This is a genomic window from Hoylesella buccalis ATCC 35310 (genome assembly GCF_025151385.1).
Lineage (GTDB): Bacteria > Bacteroidota > Bacteroidia > Bacteroidales > Bacteroidaceae > Prevotella > Prevotella buccalis.
Genome location: NZ_CP102287.1, coordinates 2403220 through 2426247 on the forward strand (window position 1 = coordinate 2403220; position 23028 = coordinate 2426247).

The 23028-nt window shown below is 43.5% G+C and carries 12 protein-coding genes and 2 pseudogenes; 13 read left to right on the forward strand and 1 reads right to left on the reverse strand.

Annotation, left to right across the window (positions count from 1 at the left end; genetic code table 11):
* The 8 genes from fucP (at nucleotide 1) to NQ518_RS09945 (ending at nucleotide 13749) form a co-directional block, all read left to right on the forward strand.
* A complete protein-coding gene (gene fucP / locus NQ518_RS09910; protein WP_004348042.1) occupies nucleotides 1-1446 on the forward strand; it encodes an L-fucose:H+ symporter permease in 1446 nt (481 codons plus the stop codon).
* On the forward strand, nucleotides 1443-3089 hold the full coding sequence (locus NQ518_RS09915) for a ribulokinase (RefSeq protein WP_227962062.1): 1647 nt from the start codon (nucleotides 1443-1445) through the stop codon (nucleotides 3087-3089). Before fucP ends, NQ518_RS09915 begins: the two co-directional genes overlap by 4 nt.
* A 34-nt stretch (nucleotides 3090-3123) precedes the next feature.
* Nucleotides 3124-4305 carry a glycoside hydrolase family 172 protein gene (locus tag NQ518_RS09920; RefSeq protein ID WP_374211110.1) on the forward strand — a complete coding sequence of 394 codons (1182 nt, stop codon included), beginning with the start codon at nucleotides 3124-3126 and terminating at the stop codon, nucleotides 4303-4305.
* 166 nt (nucleotides 4306-4471) lie between these two features.
* Nucleotides 4472-7498, forward strand: coding sequence for a SusC/RagA family TonB-linked outer membrane protein (locus NQ518_RS09925; protein WP_227962381.1), 3027 nt, complete (start codon nucleotides 4472-4474; stop codon nucleotides 7496-7498).
* Nucleotides 7499-7516: 18 nt separating this feature from the next.
* The gene (locus NQ518_RS09930) at nucleotides 7517-9439 is read left to right on the forward strand and encodes a RagB/SusD family nutrient uptake outer membrane protein (protein ID WP_227962061.1); all 1923 of its coding nucleotides are present in this window, start codon (nucleotides 7517-7519) and stop codon (nucleotides 9437-9439) included.
* A gap of 18 nt (nucleotides 9440-9457) precedes the next feature.
* Nucleotides 9458-11158 (forward strand): DUF4886 domain-containing protein, encoded by a 1701-nt coding sequence (locus NQ518_RS09935; RefSeq protein WP_227962059.1) that lies wholly within the window; start codon nucleotides 9458-9460, stop codon nucleotides 11156-11158.
* Between the two features lie 141 nt (nucleotides 11159-11299).
* Entirely contained in the window at nucleotides 11300-13228 is a 1929-nt protein-coding gene (locus tag NQ518_RS09940; RefSeq protein ID WP_227206051.1) for a glycoside hydrolase family 172 protein, read from the forward strand.
* Nucleotides 13229-13233: 5 nt separating this feature from the next.
* On the forward strand, nucleotides 13234-13749 hold the full coding sequence (locus tag NQ518_RS09945) for a GNAT family N-acetyltransferase (RefSeq protein ID WP_227962057.1): 516 nt from the start codon (nucleotides 13234-13236) through the stop codon (nucleotides 13747-13749).
* 133 nt (nucleotides 13750-13882) lie between these two features.
* On the opposite strand, the gene NQ518_RS09950 is transcribed toward NQ518_RS09945, so the two are convergent.
* Complete coding sequence (locus NQ518_RS09950; RefSeq protein ID WP_227962380.1) at nucleotides 13883-15046, reverse strand: IS4 family transposase; 1164 nt, start codon at nucleotides 15044-15046, stop codon at nucleotides 13883-13885.
* Between the two features lie 1164 nt (nucleotides 15047-16210).
* On the opposite strand from NQ518_RS09950, the pseudogene NQ518_RS09955 reads away from it, so the two are divergent.
* From NQ518_RS09955 to NQ518_RS09975, 5 genes and pseudogenes are all read left to right on the forward strand, one after another.
* Nucleotides 16211-17371 (forward strand): annotated as a pseudogene (locus NQ518_RS09955) (IS4 family transposase).
* A 300-nt stretch (nucleotides 17372-17671) separates the two neighbouring features.
* A pseudogene (locus NQ518_RS09960) lies at nucleotides 17672-17824 on the forward strand (hypothetical protein); the annotation flags it as partial.
* Between the two features lie 93 nt (nucleotides 17825-17917).
* Nucleotides 17918-18247 carry a hypothetical protein gene (locus NQ518_RS09965; RefSeq protein WP_227208619.1) on the forward strand — a complete coding sequence of 110 codons (330 nt, stop codon included), beginning with the start codon at nucleotides 17918-17920 and terminating at the stop codon, nucleotides 18245-18247.
* 352 nt (nucleotides 18248-18599) lie between these two features.
* Nucleotides 18600-19772 (forward strand): transposase, encoded by a 1173-nt coding sequence (locus NQ518_RS09970; protein ID WP_459554062.1) that lies wholly within the window; start codon nucleotides 18600-18602, stop codon nucleotides 19770-19772.
* An 81-nt stretch (nucleotides 19773-19853) separates the two neighbouring features.
* Nucleotides 19854-23027, forward strand: coding sequence for a SusC/RagA family TonB-linked outer membrane protein (locus NQ518_RS09975; protein WP_227208530.1), 3174 nt, complete (start codon nucleotides 19854-19856; stop codon nucleotides 23025-23027).
* Nucleotide 23028 lies beyond the last annotated feature (1 nt).

Genomic DNA, 23028 nt, shown 5'->3' on the forward strand with positions numbered 1-23028 from the left:
ATGAACCAACCTAATCAAAAAAAAGAAAAAGTATTGGGAAAAGGGATACTCTTTCCCTATATACTACTGACCACGCTCTTTTTCGCATGGGCCATTCCTAACAACTTGACAGACACCATGCTTGCCGCTTTTAAGCGCATCATGAGTCTTTCTGATTCTAAAACTGCGTGGATTCAAGTAGTTTGTTATTTACTTGGCTATGGCTGTTGCGCACTTCCTGGCGCATTATTCATCAAGAGATTTACCTACAAGTCTGGCGTATTACTTGGACTGGGACTGTATGCATTTGGTGCACTAATGTTCTACCCTGCTAAAATTACCTCCGTTGTCAACATGGAGTTTAGCTTCTACATGTACCTACTTGCCATTTTTGTATTATTTGCTGGTCTTTCGATACTGGAAACATCTACCAACTCGTACGTCTTGGCACTTGGTCCAGAAAGTACGGCCACACGAAGGCTCAACCTTTCACAGTCGTTCAATCCCTTTGGTGCAATTACGGGCGTAGTTCTTAGTCAGATATTCATTTTGTCTCAACTGAATGGACTCACTGCCTCAGAACGTGCTCAGCTTCCAGCAGAAAGCCTTCAAGCTATTCAAGATAGTGAGCTGAACGCTGTAACTATGGCATACGTTGTTCTTGGTTTCGTCATGATTGCTTTTTTCTTGGCTATTTACTTCACAAAAATGCCCCAACTATCTGAAGGCAACGGAAAGGTTGATCTTAAAGCAACCCTTAAACGGTTGTCTCACAACAAGAATTATGTGTGGGGTGTCGTTGCACAATTTTTTGATATTGGTGCCCAAATCGCTGTGTGGTCTTTCATTATTAGATATGCCATGCAGCAGCTCGATTTTGATGGTGTAATTGCGGCATTAGGTAATAATCCTTCTGCTGATATGGTTTGTCAAGCATTGCGCGAATTAGAACCTATCGCTGCAGGCTTCTACAATATTTGTGAAACAGTTGGACTTGACGGATTGTTGCCACATACCGCTGAACAGGCTGCGGCTACCTATTATATTATGTCTCTCATCCTATTTGTATGTATGCGCTTTGTTTGCACATGGCTCATGCGATATTTCAAGGCCTACAAGATACTTTTGTTCATGTCACTCACAGCGGTTGTATGCTGTTTTGGAGCTATTTTAGGAACAGGTCGCTTTGGTGTCTATTGTCTCATGGGGATATCTGGATGTCTATCACTCATGTTCCCAACTATCTATGGATATGGATTGAAAGGTCTGGGTGAAGATACCAAAATTGGAGGATCTGGCATGGTGATGTCTATCGCAGGTGCTGCCATACTAACACAGATACAGGGCATCATTTCTGATGAGACAGGAAGCATTATGACTGCCTATATTGTACCAGCTGTAGCCTTTTCCGTAATAGCTTATTATAGTTACTTTATTGCACGCAAACAAGAAATATCACAAAGATGATGGAAAACAAAAAATATCAATATGTACTAGGTATCGACTTTGGTACCGACTCATGCAGGGCACTCGTGGTAGATGCCAGCAATGGAAAAGAAATAGCTGTAGGAGTAGCAGAATATCCCAGATGGAAGCAGGGATTATACTGTCAGCCTAAACTTAATCAATACAGACAGCACCCACTCGATTATATTGAATCCTTAGAAACTGCTGTTCATGAAGCCACGGCAGGATTGTCAGAGACTGAACGTCAGGCTATCGTTGGCATCACCGTCGACACTACTGGCAGTACGCCTGCCATTACCGATGAGCAAGGACAGCCACTGGCACTATCAAAACAGTATGCCGAGAATCCTGATGCAATGTTTATTCTATGGAAAGACCACACTGCTGTCAAGGAAGCGGAACAAATTAATGAACTAATTGCTAAGCTGAATCTAAACTTCAATCAATACTCTGGTGGTACCTATTCATCTGAATGGGTATGGGCCAAGGTTCTACATATTTTAAAAAAAGAAACGCCACTTTGCCAGGACGCCTACTCATGGGTGGAACATTGTGATTGGATATCGGGACTGCTTGCTGGTCACATAAAACCAGAAATGATGCTTAGAAGCCGATGTGCAGCGGGGCACAAAGCCATGTGGCATGAAGATTGGGGACTACCGTCGAAAGAATATCTAAAGAAGTTACATCCTCAATTAGGTGAGATGCGTGAACATCTTTATCAGAACACCTATACTTGCGCACAAATAGCAGGCAAACTAACAGAAGAATGGGCCACCCGCTTAGGACTAACTCCTGGTATTGCAATTGGTGTAGGTACTATTGATGCACACATGGGAGCAGTTGGAGCTTCTGTTGCGCCAGGAGTGCTTGTGAGCATCATTGGCACTTCCACATGCGACATTATGGTATCACCGAAAGAATCACTTAAAAATCCCTACATTCAAGGCATCAGCGGTCAGGTAGACGGTTCCGTACTACCAGGATATATTGGTATTGAAGCGGGACAAGCAGCTTTCGGTGACATATTTGCTTGGTTCAAGTCGATAATGTCGTGGACACTCTCAGCCGCATCTAATAAGAATGAAGCCGAAAGCATGAAAAGACAGATTCTGACTCGGTTGACCCAGGAAGCAGCTAAGATAAAACCACATGCTGCAGGACTAGTGGCACTCGACTGGATGAATGGACGCCGTACACCTAACGCAGACCAAAATCTCAAAGGTGCTATAGCAAACATTACCTTAGGAACATCGGCTCCTGAAATCTATCGCGCATTGGTAGAATCTACTGCTTTTGGTCTGAAACGTATCATAGAACACATGCGCGAGCAAGGACTTGATATCAAATCCATGAATGCTGTCGGGGGTATAAGTAAGAAGTCACCATTTGTCATGCAAATCCTCTCCGATGTCACAGAAATGCCCATCAAGATTATTAAGTCAGAAAATGCCTGTGCCCTTGGCTCTGCCATGTTTGCAGCTGTCGTATCTGGCATTTACCCAACGATTGAAGAGGCAGAGAAACACATGAGGTCTGAGGTTGAGAATGAGTATACTCCGAATCCCATGTTGAAACCAATCTATGACCAGCTCTACCAAAAATACTTAGAATTAGGTCATACAGCAGAACAATTAATTTAGAATTATATTATCAATAATAAAAGACTAAATCAAAATGAAAACCAACATCACAAGAACAAAAGCATTGCTTTTCACTTTACTTTTTTGTATAAGTGCTGGTGCACAAGATTTTAATGGCCTCAACATGGGAATGGGCAACCTCTTCCGTATGTCAAAGGCAAAAACTCGCTCACTGAGTCCTGAGAACTTTAATGGCGCGAAAGGTGCTGGTGGCATGGCTGACCCCGTTAAAGACAGAGATGTACGCAACAAGGCTGTTAGTGCCCATGCTGCATCAACATTGGGAAAAGGCTGGAAGGTAAACCCATGCATTGACATTGATGCTGGTGAGACAATGGTTATTGCCGATATCGATGGTCCCGGAGCTATCCAACAGATTTGGATGACACCCACTGGTGAATGGCGTAAAACCATTATCCGTATGTATTGGGATGGTGAGAACAACCCTTCTGTAGAGGTGCCAGTTGGTGATTTCTTCTGCGCTGGTTGGGGAGTGTATGCGCCACTATCATCTATGGCTGTTTGTGTCAATCCAGGCAGTGCTTTCAACTGTTATTGGCAGATGCCATTCAGAAAGCATTGCAAGATAACAATGGAGAATCGGGATAAGAAGCCTATGCGCCTTTACTATCAAATCAACTACACGCTGACAGAGGTACCTGAAGATGCGGCTTACTTCCATGCACAGTATCGTCTGTCTGACCCAACAGTTAAAGCAGAGCATACAATCCTCGATGGCGTCAAGGGACGTGGACAATATGTAGGTACCTACATGGCCATACAGCCCACTAACAACGGCTGGTGGGGAGAAGGAGAAATCAAGTTCTTCATGGACGGGGACAAGACCTACCCCACCATTTGCGGAACCGGAACTGAAGACTATTTCTGCGGCTCGTACAACTTCGAGAACCAGAAGACGCACCAGTTTGAGGAGTTCTGCACACCCTACGCGGGCATGCATCAGGTGATTCGTCCCAACGGCGTGTACATCTCGCAACAACGCTACGGCTTGTACCGATGGCACATCCTTGACCCCATACGTTTTGAGAAAGACCTAAAGGTAACCATCCAAGACCTGGGGTGGCGCAACGACGGTACCTATCTCGATCAGAAGTCGTTCATATCGACCGTGGCCTTCTGGTACCAAGCTGAACCTCATGCTAAGTTTCCAACGCTTCCCGCTACTAACCGTCTCGAAATAGCAGGACCACTATAATCGGAAGCTACTATCAACAAGCAATTACAAATGCCAACATTAACGCTCCACAGCTAAGAGAAAGTGGAGATAATAATCTATTTATAATAAATTAAACTGTCATATGCGACATTTAAATCTAAATCATTATTGCAAGCGGCTGTTCGTGTTACTCCTTGGCTTCTTCATGGTGCAAGGAATAGCGTTAGCACAGAAGCCACGACTTGTCAGTGGTCGAGTCCTTGATACAAAAGGAGAGACCCTCATTGGTGTCACTGTAGCAGAAGAAGGAAATACAACCAACTCTGTCGTGACCGATGTCACAGGTACTTACCGTATCAGCCTCACCACGGCAAAACCTATTTTGAAATTCAACTACATTGGCTTCAAGGAGAAGACCGTCAATGTAGGAGCAGACAACGTCATTGATGTTGCCTTGGAAGAAGACATTTCCTCTTTGGAAGAAGTAGTCGTAGTAGGCTATGGTACCCAGAAGAAAGCGTCTGTTGTCGGTTCCATTGCCAACATTCAGCCCGAGAAACTAAACATGATGCCCAGCCGTTCACTCAGCAACAGTCTGGCCGGCTTAAGTCCTGGCGTAATAGCAGTACAGCGCAGCGGTGACCCTTGGTACAATAACTCAGATTTCTGGATTAGAGGTATCAGTAGTTTTGCTGGCAACACGCGTCCTCTTGTTCTGATTGATGGTATCGAACGCTCACTCAATGACATTGATCCTGATGAAGTAGCGTCGTTCTCCATTTTGAAAGACGCTGCTGCCAGTGCTGTTTACGGTGTACGTGGTGCCAATGGTGTGATCATGATTGAAACCAAACGCGGTGAGATAGGCAAACCGCAAGTTAACTTACGATTTGAACACTCATTCACACAGCCCGTCAAACTACCAGAATATGTAGGGAGCGTGAAATACCTCGAACTAATGAACGAGATGTATCGAGATGAAGGAAAGGCTCCAATGGTATCCGAAGCTGTTTTGGAAAACTACAGAAATCGCACGGACCCAGAGTTGTATCCAGACGTTAATTGGTGGGATACCATTGCAAAAGACTACGCAGACAACACACGTGCCACATTGAATATTTCGGGCGGATCCAAACTTTTACGCTATGCATTGGTTGCAGGCTACTTCAATGAAAACGGTATTCTGGAGCGTGACAAGAGACAGGCCTGGGACTCTTCTTTGAAAGTAAACCGATACACCGTCCGCTCAAATGTCGACATTAACGTCACGAACACAACAGTGGTACGGGTCAACATCGGTGGATTCCTACAAACTCGTAATGCACCTCCCGGAGACATCACTGATTTTGAGATGTTCTATCAAGCCATGCGCATTCCACCGTATGTACACCCTGCCATCTATGCTGACGGACGCATTCCACGTGTACAATACAAGCAGAATCCCTGGGCCTGGGCCACACAAAGAGGATTCGCAAAACTAAACCATAGTAAAATTGAAGCACTCACCTCAGTTGAACAGGATTTGAAAGCTATCACCCCAGGATTGAGTGCAAGATTGACCTTCTCTTTCGACAAATTCGCAAGCAACTCTGTGGACAGATCAAAGAACCCCGACTACTACAATCCTGCTTCCAGTAGAGATTATAATGGAAACATCGTGACAAGCATCTTATCAAATGGCGAGCAATTCTTAGGCTATTCAAAAAAGGCCGACTGGGGCAACCAAAGTACATACTTGGAAGGCATGCTTAATTATAACAGAACATTCAACAATAAACACGCTGTCAACCTCATGGCTCTGTACAACCAAAAAAATTACGATGATGGTTCTTTTCTACCATTCAGGACACAGGGTTTTGCAGGACGAGCTTCTTATACATTCGAAGATCGCTATATTGCAGAATTCAACTTTGGATACAACGGCTCTGAGAACTTCGCCCCCGGTAAGCGATTCGGATTCTTCCCGGCACTCGCAACTGGCTGGATTGTCTCACAGGAACCCTGGATGGAATCTCTTTCCAAGACGATATCCCTCTTGAAATTAAGAGCCAGTTGGGGTAAGGCTGGAAATAGCGATATCAGCGGCCGACGCTTTGCTTACATCTCAACAATAGAAAACACAGGTTATTACTATTATGGAACAGATGGGCAGTTCCATCGTTTGGGCAGAGCAGAAGGTGATATTGGTGTGCCGGATTTGACTTGGGAAAAAGTGACAAAAACCAATCTTGGTATAGACCTCGGTCTTTTCAACAACAGCATATCTTTAAGCTTCGACGTGTTCAAGGAATGGCGCAAGGATATCTTCATGAAACGAAAGAACATCCCTGCATCTGCTGGATTCAACCGTGCGGTGTGGGCAAACTTTGGTAAGGTAGAAAACAGTGGTATTGATTGTTCCCTGAACATTAACCACCGGTTCAACAGAGACTTTCAACTGACGGCGTTGGCTAACTTCACCTATGCACACAACAAAATTACCGAATATGACGAGCCAGAGGCCATGAAAGGTACTTACCGTGCCAGGACAGGAAAACCTGTTGGCCAATTGTTCGGTCTTGTGGCAGAACGTCTGTTTGAAGAAAGCGATTTTGATGAGAACGGAAAGCTGAAAGAAGGTATTCCTACACAGAAATTCAGTGCCGAGAGTTCGCTCGGACCTGGAGACATCAAATATGTAGACCAGAATGGTGATGGTGAGATTACTGCCATTGATCAGACTGCGATTGGCGGAACCATTGACCCACAAATCGTATACGGTTTTGGAGCTACACTCAGATATAAACAATTCGATTTCGGATGCTTCTTTTCTGGCGTTGGTAAACAATATCGTATTTTGGGGGGAGAGACCTGGTTGCCGGCTTCTTCCATCGGTGCGGGCAACATCTGGTCAAATATAGACGACAGATGGACCAAGAGTAATCCCAGACAGGATGTATTCTGGCCGCGCATGAACGAGTTGACCATAGACAACAACAAGCAAGCATCAACATGGTGGTTGAAAAATATGAGTTTTCTCCGCCTAAAGAATGTTGAATTGGGTTATACTCTCCCACGCCATTGGAGTGAAAAGATTGCCATGAAGGATTGCCGCATCTTCTTAAGAGGAAGCAACCTTCTTACCTTCTCTAGTTTTAAGATGTGGGATCCAGAAGTAGGAACCACCGACGGTTTGAAGTATCCAATGATGAAAGCCGTATCTGTGGGCATCACCTTTAACTTTAACAATTAATCAAACAGAATAGTTACTATGAATATAAAGAAATATATTTTCAAGGCTTCTGTTGTTTTGGTTTGTCTGTTGGCAACGTCAAGCTGTGATTATCTTGACAAGCAACCTGACGATCAATTAACAATGGATATGATTTTCTCGGACAAGATCCGCACAGAAGATTGGCTGGCCAGTGTTTACTCATCGATACCAAGCCCTATATGGGGGTACATGAAAGATCAAGGCTACAACATCATGGGCGATGACATTGTGATTCCAAATGAATGGACTCCCTATGGGTGGGCCAATGTGTATGCGTTTACAACAGGAAACTGGAGTCCTACTTCAGGTTGGAATGCCAATTATTGGGTAGAACTGCCAAAACGTATCAGAACAGCTTTGCAGTTCCTGGAAAATGTACGTGTCATCCCCTCAGATGGATTGACAGAGAACTATGTCAACCAATTGAAGTACGAGGCGCGTTTTCTCATTGCCTATTACTACTCGTTAATGGTTGAGACCTATGGTGCTGTCCCTTTCAATCCAGACAAACTCTATTCTATATACTCACCTTCTGAGGAAATGATGACCGAACAAACCCCAGCTGACGTCATTGTAGATTGGATAGACAAAGAACTTTTAGAGGTTTCTAAACATCTACCCGCCGTTTACGAAAGTGACCAAGATTGGGGACGCGCCACGTCTGTGATGGCTCTGGCCATGCGCGCCAAGACTTTACTGTTTGCAGCTAGTCCTCTTTTCAATGGAAATACAGACTATGCTGACTGGAAAAATAAGAGTGGTGAGAATTTAATTAACCAAACTTACTCTTCCGAAAAATGGCAGCGTGCGGCTCAGGCTTTCAAAGAAATGATTGACTTAGCAGAAGCAAGCGGATATGGCTTGTATTACGAATACAACGCCGGTGGCTCTATTGATCCTTTCATGTCATACTACAATATGTCACTCAAACGATTCTCGGACGGTAACAAAGAGATTGTATTTGGGCGCCCAGAGAATAAAGACCTCAATAGTTGGCAGGCTCACCATCTGCCCAAAGGCGTTCGAGGCAATGCTGCCATGAATATTACTCAAGAGCTGGTCGATGCTTTCTTCATGGCGAATGGAGAAAAACCAATCCTAGGTTACCACGAGGACGGATCTCCCATTATTAACGAGAAATCAGGATATACAGAAAGGGGCTTCTCGGCTAAAGATGAGATGCGCCGTACCAAATGGCCAGGTGGAGGGCCGGTAAACAAGTTCAAGGCTGATACAGGCGAAAGTCCTGTGACCTTGGTTGGTACTTACAATATGTACTGCAACCGCGAACCTCGATTCTATGTATCCGTCATTTTCAACCACGAATGGATGGGAGTGATCAACCGTCAGGTAAACAACTTGATGGGCGCAGGTCAGGATGCAGCAAATAGTTTCGATTCTCCTTGGACAGGATATAATATCAGGAAACAAATTCCTTTGGATATTTACCCAAAAGAAAACAAGCACAGATACCAGCCAGGAATTCTCTATCGTATGGCTGATGCTTATCTCAGCTACGCTGAATGCCTAAACGAAACCCAAGGCAAACCTTCGGCAGAAGTATACAAGTATGTTAATCTCATCAGAGAACGGGCTGGTTTGCCAGGCTTGAAAGAAGGACTTTCTAAGGAGCAGATGCGAGAGGCTATCCAGCACGAGCGCCGCATAGAGTTCAACTGTGAAGGCGTACGCATTGAAGACTTGCGTCGATGGAAATTAGCGGAAAAATATTTGAATGCACCGGTTTACGGAATGAACCGAACGGGATCTGTAGCAAGTGACGACCCCAACAATCCCAAGGCATACTATAAACGCTGGTATTGGAAACCACGTATCTTCACCAAGAAGATGTACATGATGCCTGTTCCACAGACACAAATGGACATCAATACTAACTTAGTTCAAGCCCCTGGTTATTAATCTTTTAGAAAAACAGTTATGAAACATTTATATTATCATTTGACAACAATCTGTTTGCTATTGATAGCAGTCTTCAGCTCTTGCTCTGACAGCGAGGACGTAAGGCCAAATGTAGACAGATTTCTCCGACTGCAACACACATCGATAACGATCAATGTCGGAGAGGAATATTTGCTCAAAGCATCCGTAGATACATTAGCAGGAAAAAACTATCAACTCGTATGGTCTGTGGGCAACAGCAGTTTGGCGTCGATAGAAAAAAGCGACCAGCAAATGGGTCTGATCAGAGGCCTTCAGCCTGGAACGACAACCATCAAGGTGGAAACTGACGATCACAAATTGATGTATTTTGCAGATTTGACAGTCTTGGAAGGTGCACCCTCCTTAAAACTTTTGACCATTGGAAGTGGCCTTGCCAATCAATCTGCAAACGAAGCCTTGGTACAGATGGCTAAAGCAGCAGGCCATCCTATGGTGGTATGCAATATCTTTGAAGACAAAGCATCCTTATCCAAACACTTGAGAAACATTGCCAACAATGCCAATGCGTACGACTACAAACGTATTGACGAAAGGCTCAATGCCAACAATCAACGCAATCAATCACTAAGAGATGTTGTAAACAATGAAAATTGGGATTACATTGCCATTGAAGAAAGTGCCGATTCAGCAGGATTTCAAAAAGGCTACAAGGAGGTTTTGCCAGAGTTGATCAAGCAACTCAAGGAGTGGTCAACAAATCCAAATTTGAAGATTCTCATTCATCAACCTTGGGCTTACAGCTCTACGGCCACTACTCCGGGATTCAAACAGTTTGATAATGACCAATTGAAGATGTTTAACAGCATTGTTACAGCAACCCAATCTGCAACCAATCAAGTCACTCGGATTGTTCCTGTGGGAACTGCTATCCAGAACGCACGAACTACCTATCTGGGAGAAAGTGTGATTAATGGCGACATTGAGTTAAACGCTACCTCTGGACAATACATTGCTGCCATGACATGGATAGAAGTGTTATTTGGCATTGACGTGAGTGCATCTCCTTTGATGATTCCCCAAATGTCTGAATATGTCAATAACCTGTACAAGTTGTCTGCTCACAATGCTATCATTCACAACAAGCAGGTGACAGACATGGTAGACTTCAAGTCGGCAAACCCATTCATCTTGGATCATCCTATCTATATTGACTTTGGTGAGAAAGCTACTCCATTACCATTCAATAGTTTTATTGATCCGGAAAAGCCAGTGAGCAACTTGATTGATAAAGCAGGAAATAGCACCTATTTTAACATCGAAGCGACAAGCGCTTTCGGAAAGCTAAACAGAAGAGAAATCTCTAACACGCTGGGATTCCCTGAAAGTGTATGTCAGGACATGTTCTTCCGTGACGGCAGAAAACCAGGACAGGGAATAGGTTCGTTCAAAGTAAGCAACATGAATACCACCAAGAAGTATACCTTTGTTTTCTATGGTGCCATCAATGATAAGAACACAGGTACCCGCTTCAAAGTGAGAGGCGTCAATGAAGGTCAGATGGACTTGTCTAACGACTACAATAAGGATAAACTGGCCATCATTGAGAACATCCAGCCCAGACAAGATGGTACGGTAGACATCGAACTGACCATGGCACCATTCAATACGCAGTGGGGCGGATTCTTCGGTGTTAATGCTATGATTATTGTTCCAGAAGGCTATTCAGGCTCCTACTAAATCTTCATTGATTGGATAGGATTGGTTGCACCGTCGGCAATATTTTGCCACTGATTACGTTCTTGTAACAGCGACAAGCTTATATATGTCGACGGTGTTTTTATTTTCCAAAATAACATTATTGATTTATAATTTCAAAACATGACTAAATTATTCAAACTATTCAGCCTTGCGTGGCTATTGTTCGCTCCATTGACTGTCTTCTCACAGGAAAAATATCGCTGGGCGGACGAACTATCCTTGTTAAAAAGCATCGATAAGCTACCGCAATATCGCACAGGATCTTACGTTGAATCCTTCTCCAGCTACGACCGTACCCACGGAAACGATGATGGATTTGCAGGAACCTATTCGTTTCTTCGCAAAGAGGGCGACAAGCTGGTTATTGCAGAGATGAAAGGACCGGGAGTCATTGACCGCATTTGGACTCCTACGCCCAATGAGACCATGCTTTATTTCTATTTTGACGGCAACAAGAAACCTGGACTTCAAATAAAATTCTCAGATCTCTTCTCTGGCAAGGTTTATCCATTTGTCAAGCCTGTCTGCGGAAATGAGGTGGGTGGATATTATTGCTACGTACCCATCACATACAAAAAATCGTGCAAGATAGTATACGACGGGCCCAAGCTGGAGTTCATTCAGATAGGCTACCGCAACCTGACAACCAAGAAGGTGGAAACCTATAACGGTCAGTTTACACAGCAGGACAAACAACTCTTGCAAGAGGTTTGCGACCTATGGAATGCCAATGAATACAAAATGAGTCTTTTCACACAAGGTAAATCGTCTGACATCAAGACCATGGAGAAAGAAATTACCCTCCAGCCAGGCGAAACAGTCAATTGTTTCTCCCTTGACACGCCGGGCCGCATCGTCGGCATGGAGATTGATGGCGGAACAGCCTTAGAGGGTGATAACAAAGATGTCATCCTCTCAGCTTCATGGGACGGCGAATCCATCGAGGCCATCTACTCACCCTTGCAAGATTTCTTTGGCTACGCCTTTGGACGAGGTGCCATGCGCAGCTTACTCATGGGTAAGCAAGGTAACAACAACTATTGTTTCCTGCCCATGCCCTTTGACCGTTCGGCTAAGGTGAACTTGATATACAAAAAACGCAACGAGTACCAACCTACCATTATCGCAAAGGTCAAAATTCATTACAACCAACAAGGCAGAGCCAAGGATGAAGGAAAGTTCTACAGTGTTTGGAGCCGTCAAAAGACACCGATTGGAACCTATCACACATTCTTGCATACAAAGGCTAAGGGACATTATGTTGGTACCATCTTGCAGTCACAAGGACTCAGACCTGGCATGACCCTCTTCTTCGAAGGTGACGACAGCACCCATGTAGATGGTAAGATGCGCTTGCACGGAACTGGTTCTGAAGACTATTTCAACGGTGGCTGGTATGCACTGCTCGACAGGTGGGATCGTGGCATCAGCCTTCCAATTCACGGTTCGCTCGACTATTCGCTGCCCATGGCTCGAACAGGAGGATACCGTTTCCACATCAGCGACAAGATGTCGTTCGAGAAAGAAATCTATCATGGCATGGAACATGGTGGACAGAATAACGATTTTCCAGTAGACTATATATCGGTGGCCATGTTCTACGCAGACCGTCCGCTCACCACGAAGCAAGAGCCGCAAGGTGAACTGCTGAAGGTATATAAACCTACCACTCACATCTATTTCCCGCAGCTCTTCGAGATGACCATCGGAGGCGATATGAATATTTCGTCCGACCACGGAACTGTGATGACAACCAACAACCAAGGTGAAACGCGCATCATGCTTTCGCACGTACCAGACGGTAAATACAAGGTCTTAATCGATTACACTACGTTCCCCGATGGTGCGGATTTCCAAGTGTGGCAACGCCAGAAACAGCTTTCTGACTGGATTTCGGCCAAAACTGCTGAACGTGAAGAAAAGAATCGCCTGCATGTGGGTGACATCGATCTGACACAACAAACCAACTCCATCACCTTCCGCGTGAGGAAGAATGGCGGAACCAGTAAGTTCGGTCTCAGATTGATTACGCTCGAGCGAGTAAATTAACAAACATGCATACCACACAAATTGCATTCCGAAAAGCTACAACCGCAGATTTGGAAGAGGCGTGGACGCTCTTGGACACAGCTCGCAACCTCATGCTGACCAACGGCAGGAAACAGTGGACAAAGGACTATCCCTCACGAGAACTGATTGAGGATGACATCATCGGAGGAGACGCTTACATTCTTACCGTCGATGGAGAGGTAGCCGCATACGCCAAACTTGCCGTGAACGGCGAACCCGAATATTCTCATCTCGAAGGTTCTTGGCTCAGCGAACAAGACTATGTGGTGATTCACAGGCTTGCCGTTAGCCCCCGTCACCGAGGACATGGATTGTCCAAACGCCTCTTCCACGAAGCGGAGAAATGGGCTGCCTCGCAAGGCGTTCACAGCATCAAGGTAGATACCAACTATGACAACGTTGAGATGCTGAACATCCTTCCACACCTGGGCTACACCTATTGTGGTCAAATACACTATGGTGCCAAAGGCGACAGAAAGGCTTTTGAGAAACTAATCTGAACAAACTGTAGCAACAAACTAGGATATAACAATTACTAAAGTTCCCTTACAGGAGCAAATACATATAGGCAATTGGATTGTTTTTTAGATGTCATGTCATTAGTGTCCCGTTAAAATCGGGACCAGTTAAATATTAATCAAATAACCCCGGAAAGAGGGGACAATCGAGTTCTTTGACATTATTGAAATCAGTCCTTTCGAAGAGATCTACGAGTGGTGTCTTATCCATAAGCGAAATACTTAGAATCTGAAGAACCTCATAAGTCGATCGCTTAAGTTGAAAATCATGTTGTATGATAGCAACAAGGCAATAGGCTATGATTGCCGATGAAATTTGGATTCTCACAGCATTCTCTGTTGTACCCCAAAACTTCTTGATCTTGAGGTGCTGCTTTAGCCATTTGAAGAACAGCTCTATCTGCCATCTATTCTTGTAAAGATTGGCGATTTCAGGTGCTGTAAGATGAAAGGCATTGGTTAGGAAAGCAAACTCCCTGTCTTGTTCTTCATCATAGAATTTGACGAGTCTGAGTTTCTCCGGATACTTTCGGTATGAATTGTATTCAGTGAATTCAATCACAGCATCTGTCAATATATTCTTTGGCAACCTGCGCCTCCATTTACAGCATTTGTATTGCAGATTCTTCTTGGCTCGCACAACAAAGAACGATTCCTGCTGATGTATTTTGAAAAGTTCCTTGAATGCATTATATCCACGGTCGAATACATAGTAAGAACCTGATTCATAAGGAATTTCCTTCATGGAATTTGAGTCGTAAACGGATGCTGTAGAGATATGGAAGAAAGCAGGAACCTGAGATTCGAGGTCATATAACACATGTGCTTTTATCCCTCCCTTCTTCTTACGGAACTTTGCCCACCAGAAGACTGACAAACACAAAGGAATTGTCGTTGAGTCGAAGGCATACACATTGCCTTTCAACTTGAAGATATCCGTTACCCGTTTCTTTCTGGCTTGCTCCATCATATAGAAAGCAAAGTCTTCAAAGATACGGTAGTCACGATTCTGATTGGCTGAAGCAAATGTCGTTTTCGCAATAGGCTTACGCCCTAATCCAAGATGGTATTGCTTTGCTCTATGTGCTTCAAAAGCAACTATCAAATCTCGCAAACTCTCTCGATTACTCAGTTGACCAAACATCATAGCAAGCAACTGATTCCAACAAGTGAAATGCTTCACATAGCGGTTTCCATCATACTTGCGAACATAGTTGTTAAACTGAGTTCTGTTCAAAAAAGCGGTGAGCTGGGCAAAAACGTATTTGTCTTGGAACATAACAGTCATTTAAATTTGACTGCAAAGTTACGAAATCAAGTCCGTTTCATTTCAAAACACCACCTAATAGACTGTATTTCAATTAATTCAAAGAGCGATTAGCCCACCTTAACGGGACATTAGTGATGTCATGTTGTTGATTAGGAAAGATATGTGTGGGAAAACAAAGATAAATCGTGATGCCATTTTGTTAAACATAATGCAAGATAAAAAGGAATTACTGAAATTTAAAAAGATGGAATCCAATATATGAAATACTTCTCATACTTTTATCTATCAATAATGAAGTAGATTTGTTTTTGCGCTTTATTAACAAACCTGATGCACTATAATTTGTCCTATCTGTTTTGTAGATGATATGGAGTTACTGCCAATCAGATATAAAGAATTTTCTTGACAACATACCCCTCTCTCCTTGGCGTATTTGTGAACAACCTTGATCTTGGGCGCAAATACGCCAAATATAAAGGATTTTTGCATGTGATTGATAAACAGGTTTTTATAAATCTCCTTCGTTGTTTTTCAATCTTTTATGACGTCTTTCTTTGCCAAAAGCATTGCTTAAAGTGCCTAATGTGTATGCCTTTACGGGTCAAAGGCATGTTGGTAAGCAGGCAAAATGATGGCTTTTATCGCTTGAAAACCTCTTTTTTGTGTAAATAATCGAGATTACGTATAAAATAACCGCTTGTTTGCGGTACGTTTGCCTATTGTTTTTTTCTATATTGAAAGTTTTGAAGTGCCGTTTTTGGGGCCATTTTTTGATAAAATATTCAACAGATTGGCGTGCCAGTGTAAACCTTTTGAGTTGCAGCAAGCACAGCAAGCACGGCACTTTGCCACAGGCTGGCAACCCAAAAGCCCGCAGACTAACCCAGTTGATGCACATGCCTGGCTGCGATTGAAATTCGTTGTGTATCTCTGCTTACAATGGTACCATAACGCTTCATCAACGTGAATTTATCTTTCTTTGTATCGCCTGAAGATTCAAAATCTATTTTTATAAATCGATGTACATTTTAATATTTGGGTATCACTAGTGTCCGGTTAAAATTTCCAGACTATCATTTATTTCGTTAATATTCAATGAGATACATCGATTTAAAAATTTTCCGATTTGATTTCTTATCTTTGTACTGTCTCATATATAAGATAGCACAGGATATGAATGTCGGAAACACTGTACTCTCGCAACTGATGTCTCTCATCCCTGATTACGAGCTCAGGAAATGTGTTGACAAATATCGAGGGGATTTTCATGCAAGACGTTTCACTTGCCGTGATCAGTTTCTTGTCATGAGTTATGCTCAATTTACTAGCAGTGCAAGTCTTCGAAGTATAGAAGCTCAACTTACCGCATTCAACTCCAAATTGTACCATGCGGGGTTGAAAATCATGCCAAAATCTACTCTTGCTGATATGAACGAAAAGAAAAACTGGCGTATTTATCAAGACTATGCAATGATACTTGTCGATAGAGCTAAGACCCTTTATAAGGATAATTATTACCGTCTGAACATCGACAACATGGTCTATGCTTTTGACAGTAGTACCATTAATCTTTGTCTGCAGCTTTGTCCTTGGGCAAAATTCCATCATGATAAAGGGGCGTTCAAAATGCATACCTTGGTTGATGTTAAGAACAGTATACCTAACTTTGTTCTCCTTACTCCCGGCAATGTACATGATAGCCAAGCTATGGATATGCTGCCAATCGAAACAGGCGCCTATTACCTTATGGATAAAGGATATGTCGATTTTGATCGGCTGTTCCGAATCTTTCAACAACAACATGCATACTTTGTTACCCGAGCAAAGGATAATATGAAGTACAATGTTTTCGAGACAAGAGTGGTTGATAGGCAGACTGGTGTCATCTCTGATGAAACTATCAGTCTCACTGGTCTCTTGACTGCCAAGAAATATCCAGACGTGTTGCGATTGGTTACATATGAAGACTATGCTCAGAACGTTGTGTATCGATTCTTGACTAATGATTTCATCCTTCCAGCAATTACCATTGCAGAACTCTACCGAGAGCGTTAGACTATAGAGACGTTCTTCAAATGGATCAAGCAGCACTTGCATATCAAGTCGTTCTATGGAACAACCCAGAATGCAGTCTTTACGCAAATATGGATAGCCATCTGCGATTATCTGCTTCTTATTATTGCTTTGAAGATGTATCATATTAAGCAAAATCTTTACATATTCTCTAGCGTCATCGGACAAGTTCTCTTTGAGAGGACTCCGTTGAATGAACCCTTTGATAAAACAATTATTAATCAAAATCCAGAAAATGACCGCCAACTTTCGCTTTGGTGAAATTTAACCGGACAGTAGTGTTTGGGTATATATAAAAGTAATAGTAGCATAATGTCATACGTTCAAAACTCTATTCTGATTTATCCCGAACTCAGGTTATTAGCATGTTTATTAGAATCTGTTTCTGATGTGTCAAATACCGTAGGTGTATATGGCACTTTTCATAAGCATTGGGATAAACAAGCCCTAAAGTGTATAATTTTCAGCAGGAATGATTCCAATAATGGTATCTTCGAAAGAATAGAAAGCCAAAACGATAAAATTGAAAATATCATTTAAGATGTTAAATGTGATGTTTTATATCTTGATCCTCCATACACACAGAACCAGTATGGTACACTGTATCATTTGCAGGAAACACTTATACTTAGTCGAACCTCAAAAATGCTATCTCGTCTATTTAAGGGTCTACTACGTAGTACTCATGTGATTTTTGAAATTTGTCAGTTATAAACAATATTACAGAACAAAAACACAATATTACCCATACAAGCCTGAATAATACTCTAACTTTGCATGATGCAAATAAGCCGAAAGCCTGAATTTATGAGAAAGACAAAATTCTACCTGTCATCTTTGGCACTTATCCTTTCACTAAATCTTAGTGCCGCAATACAGCCAAGACCGGAATACCCACGCCCACAGTTTGAGCGGACGGAATGGATCAACCTCAATGGTGACGCATGGACCTATCAATTTGATTTTGGAAAAAGCGGAATGGAAAACAAGCTGTTCAACTCCAAAGGAATTGGAAAAAACGGTATCTACACCTACGACTGGGAACGGAAATTTGACATGGACCGCATCAAAAACATCTTCTCCAAGAGCCGCGAACAGGCCAAAAAGGAAGTTGCCGACATGCTGAAAAAACACTAATTCCAATTAGAAATGCAAATCTTACCGTGTAGAAAAAAGAGAAAACCACCGCAAAGATTTGCCTTGTAGGCAAGGACGAATGATAAAAACCTACCTTATTATAAATGATCTGAATGTTTGCTTTACTTAAAGAACATAAAAATATAGAAATGAATTATCTTTCAATACTCTGTTAATAATCACATAATTGTTTGAAAATGAGCGAGTTGATTAACAAAACATAACTAAATAAATTTGGCTAAGTGTCTGATTTTCAGTACCTTTATAGTTGATACAAGACTTTAAAAGTATGATGATTTCAGAGCCACTTAGCCAATATGAGGAGATCCTCAAGGATGCAATCCGTACATCAATGAAAGAATCTGGTGCAAAGTTAGCAAAAACTTTCCAGACTCTGCTCATCGAGATACTGACTTTATATATGATTCTACCTAGAAAGATAAACTTCACACAGATGGCTCGCTACGGCAAGCACGGCGAGCAGACCTATCGTCAGAATTTCAACCGCAAGAAGAAAGACTGCATCGATTGGTTTCTGTTGAACCTGTCTCTTGCAGAGCATGTGTTGGACATGGATGGCTTACTTGCCATTGCCATAGACCCATGCTATATCAGCAAGGCTGGGAAGAAGACTCCTCATATCGGACGGTTCTGGTCGGGATGTGCAGGGGCGGTGAAGCACGGACTTGAAATCATGGGCGTCGGCTTGCTGGATGTTGCCAACAACAAGTGCATGATGCTGCGTGCCCATCAGACAATAGGGAACTCCGCGCTGAAGATGAGGAACAAGACACTCGTCGAATATTACATCAGTGTTATGAAGCGGTATTCAAAGAAACTGCTAAGTATCACTGATATAGTAGTGGCTGATGCATTCTTCTCTACATCCACGTTCGAGAAGGGCATGTCGGAGCTTGGCTTCTATCTGGTCAGCCGCTTCCGTGACAACGCTTGTCTGCATTACATTCCCAAGAAGGAAAAGAGGCGTGGACGACCAAGAGTCAAGGGAGACAAGATTGACTTGGCAAACCTCAACCTCTCATGCATGGAAGAACTGCACATTGATGGACTGAACGGAAAGGTGTACACCCTCGAGGCTTATGCCAAGGCTCTGAAGAAGAGGGTGCGACTTGTCATCTGGCGAATGCCCGGTGGAAAGTGCAAGTTGTTCTTCTCGACAAAACTCTCAATGACGGGTGAGGAAGTATTGAAGACATACCGCACTCGTTTCCAGATAGAGTTCTGCTATCGCGACAGCAAGCAGTTTACGGGACTTATAGATTGTCAGGCAAGACACAAGAGACAGTTGGACTTTGCGTTCAACGCATCGTTCGCCTCACTGAATGCCGCCAAGGTCTTCATGAAAGACAATGGTATGGACAATTCCATGGCAAAAGTTAAGTCGTTGATGTTCAATGCGAACTATACGAAATTAATTTTCGACATATCCCGATGCCGACCGAACCGAACTTTAATTAGTAAGATTGTCAAAGAACTCATTGGCTGGCAGCCTAAGGCTGCGTAGCCATATACGCAAATTTTAACGAACTATTGATCTTTCAAATTGTAGTATAAATATTTTTAACCTTCTAAACACTTATAACAAATGAAAAGGAATCAAGGTCTTAAACCAAGGTTGCTTTTGGCGTCATTGTTCCTATTAGGGACAAATCTGATGTCGCTATCTGCTTTGGCATCTAATGGTGCCTTACCGCGAACAGCACATGCACATAATGCCAGCAGCTTAGGACAAAACGACAAACGAGAAGTTAAAGGATTCATCGGTGATGAGAATGGTGAACCTATCATTGGTGCAACTGTTCGGGTGCGTGGCACTTCGGACGCAGCCATTACAAACAGCGACGGTACATTTATTATACATGCCGTACCAAACGCTATTCTTGACATCGCCTACATCGGATATCAGGAAAAGGAAATCAGCCTGAAAAACCGCACGTTCATTGCTATCTCACTGTATCCAGCACACAATGAGTTGGACGAGGTGGTTGTTGTGGGATTCGGAAAGCAGAAGAAAGAATCACTAGTTGGTGCTGTACAGGCTGTAAAGCCGGAAGACCTAAAAATGACATCGAGCAGCTTGACGACATCATTTGCAGGAAACATTCCTGGTATCATCGCTCGTCAACAGAGCGGTGAGCCTGGTTACGATAATGCCGAATTCTACATTCGTGGCATCTCAACCTTTGGTGTGAACAAGAGTCCTTTGGTGATTCTTGATGGTGTAGAAATCAACACAACCATGTTGAACAACATTCCGCCAGAGTCAATCGAGTCGTTCTCTGTGCTCAAGGACGCTACTGCAACTTCCTTATATGGTTCGCGCGGTGCCAATGGCGTTATCATAGTGAACACTAAGCAAGGTGAGCTGTCGGAGAAGATGCAGGTGAAAGTTCGGTTGGACAACACGTTCTCTTCTCCCACAATAGTACAGCCAATGGCTGACGGACCTACTTATATGCAAATGTTCAATGAAGCAGCCTACAACGAGGCTAAGGCTGTGGGCAACGCATATACCCCTTATTACAGCGAAGACCGCATTGCCAAGACACGCGAGGGAGCCAACCCATACCTGTTCCCGAACAACGACTGGCATGATCTGTTGTTCAAGAAGATGACCATGAACCAGAACTTGAACCTCAATGTTAGGGGCGGTAGCAAGATACTGACATACTTCCTGAATGCCGGCATATTCTATGAGAACGGTATCATACGTCAGCCCAAGGAGACACAAGCATTAGATGTAGGCATGCGAAGCCGTAAATACTTGTTCCAAAGCAACGTTACGGCCCGCCTTACACGTACGACAAAGATTGGTTTGAACATGAATACGCAGCTGTTCTACTATCATGCACCCAAAGAGCAGGTCAACGACCTGTTTTATTACACTATGCGCGTGTCACCCGTTAGTTTCCCACCCGTGCTCCCCGCACAAGAAGGTGACACTTTCGTGCGCTATGGTATGAATGCCCGTCAAGGTGTAGGCGGTTTGCAAATTAACCCATACGCTCGCTTGAGCTCAGGTTATACTGACCGCAACTATGTGTATTCCACAACGGCATTCAATATAGACCAAGATTTGGACTTTGTAACACCAGGACTTAAAGCCAGCGGATTGGCATCGTTCTATAATTACAGTTTCAACTGGTTGGATCATTGGACAGTACCGTTTTACTACAAAGTGTCCGATGATTACACAGTGGACGAGAACGGACAATACATTTTTGACAGCACCACCATTGGCGATCCAGGCCAGCCTTACCTGCAATCCAACTCTGGCAGAGACCCTACCACAACTGTATGGTCATTGCAAGGAAAAGTGGATTACCAAAGACTGTTTGGCAAGCACGACGTGAACGCCACTTTGGTGTACCACATGAAAGAAACCAAGAAAGTTAAAAACGGCGGCGGTGAATACGATCTGTTGCCTTACAGAGAGCAAGGCTTAGCTGGTAGATTTGCTTATAACTACGACCACCGCTATCTGTTGGAGGCCACATTTGGCTACAACGGTTCGGAAAACTTTATGAGTGGCAAGCGGTTTGGTTTCTTCCCAGCTGTCGCAGCGGGTTGGACCATCTCTAATGAAGCCTTCTTTAAACCAGCCAAAGCCTATATTCACAACTTGAAGGTACGTGGATCGTATGGCCTTGTGGGTAACGATGCCTTGCGAAACCGTTTCCCATACATCACCACGGTGAACATGTTCTCCAGAGGTGGTTGGTGGATAGGCAATGGCTACGAAAACATCAGTGTACCCAATATCACTACCTATGGTAACCCATTGGCAACATGGGAAAAATCGAAGAAGCTCAATGTGGGTGTGGATATGAACCTGATGGGCTGTCTGGATATCACCTTCGACTATTTCAACGAGTCGCGTACAGGTATCTTCATGCAGAGAAACTCCGTGATTTCAATGTCAGGATTTGGAAGAAACAAACCTTGGGCCAACATCGGAGCAGTTAAAAACAAGGGCTTTGATATGAGCCTGGCCTATACAAAGGTGTTTAACCGCGACTTTACTGTCAAAGCAAACGGTAGCCTGACATACGCCCACAACGAAATGACCGATGTAGATGAGCCACAAAACGTGCCCGCCTACTACTCTCGTTTGGGGCATCCCATCAATAGTATTCGCGGTTTCGTGGCCGAAGGATTGTTTACCTCACAAGAGGAAATCGATAACTCGCCCAAACAAGAGCTAAGCGCATACACTGTGGGTGACATCAAATATAAGGATCTCAACGGAGACAACAAGATAGACCAAAACGATGTGACAACCATCGGCAATCCAGAATTGCCCGAAATAATCTATGGTTTTGGAACCACCATCACCTACAAGAAGTGGGATATGTCTATGATGTTCCAAGGAGCTGGGCGCGTGAGCCTGATGATGAGAAACATTCACCCCTTTGTAGACAAGGATGGAGACGGACTGGGTATAGCCCAATATATCGTAGACAACCACTGGTCAGAGGCCAACAACAACGCCAATGCGGCCTATCCACGCCTAACTCAATCATTTGTGAACAACAATGTGGAGCCCAGTACATTCTACCTGCGGGATGGCAGCTACCTGCGACTCAAAACGATGGAAGTGGGATTCACGCCTACAAAGTGGATGCGAGTTTATGTAGCCGGAACCAACCTTCTCACCTTCTCACCATTCAAGACGTGGGATCCGGAAATGGGAAGTGGTAGCGGTTTGAGCTACCCATTGCAGCGAACATTCAAGATTGGCGTACAATTTCATTATTAAT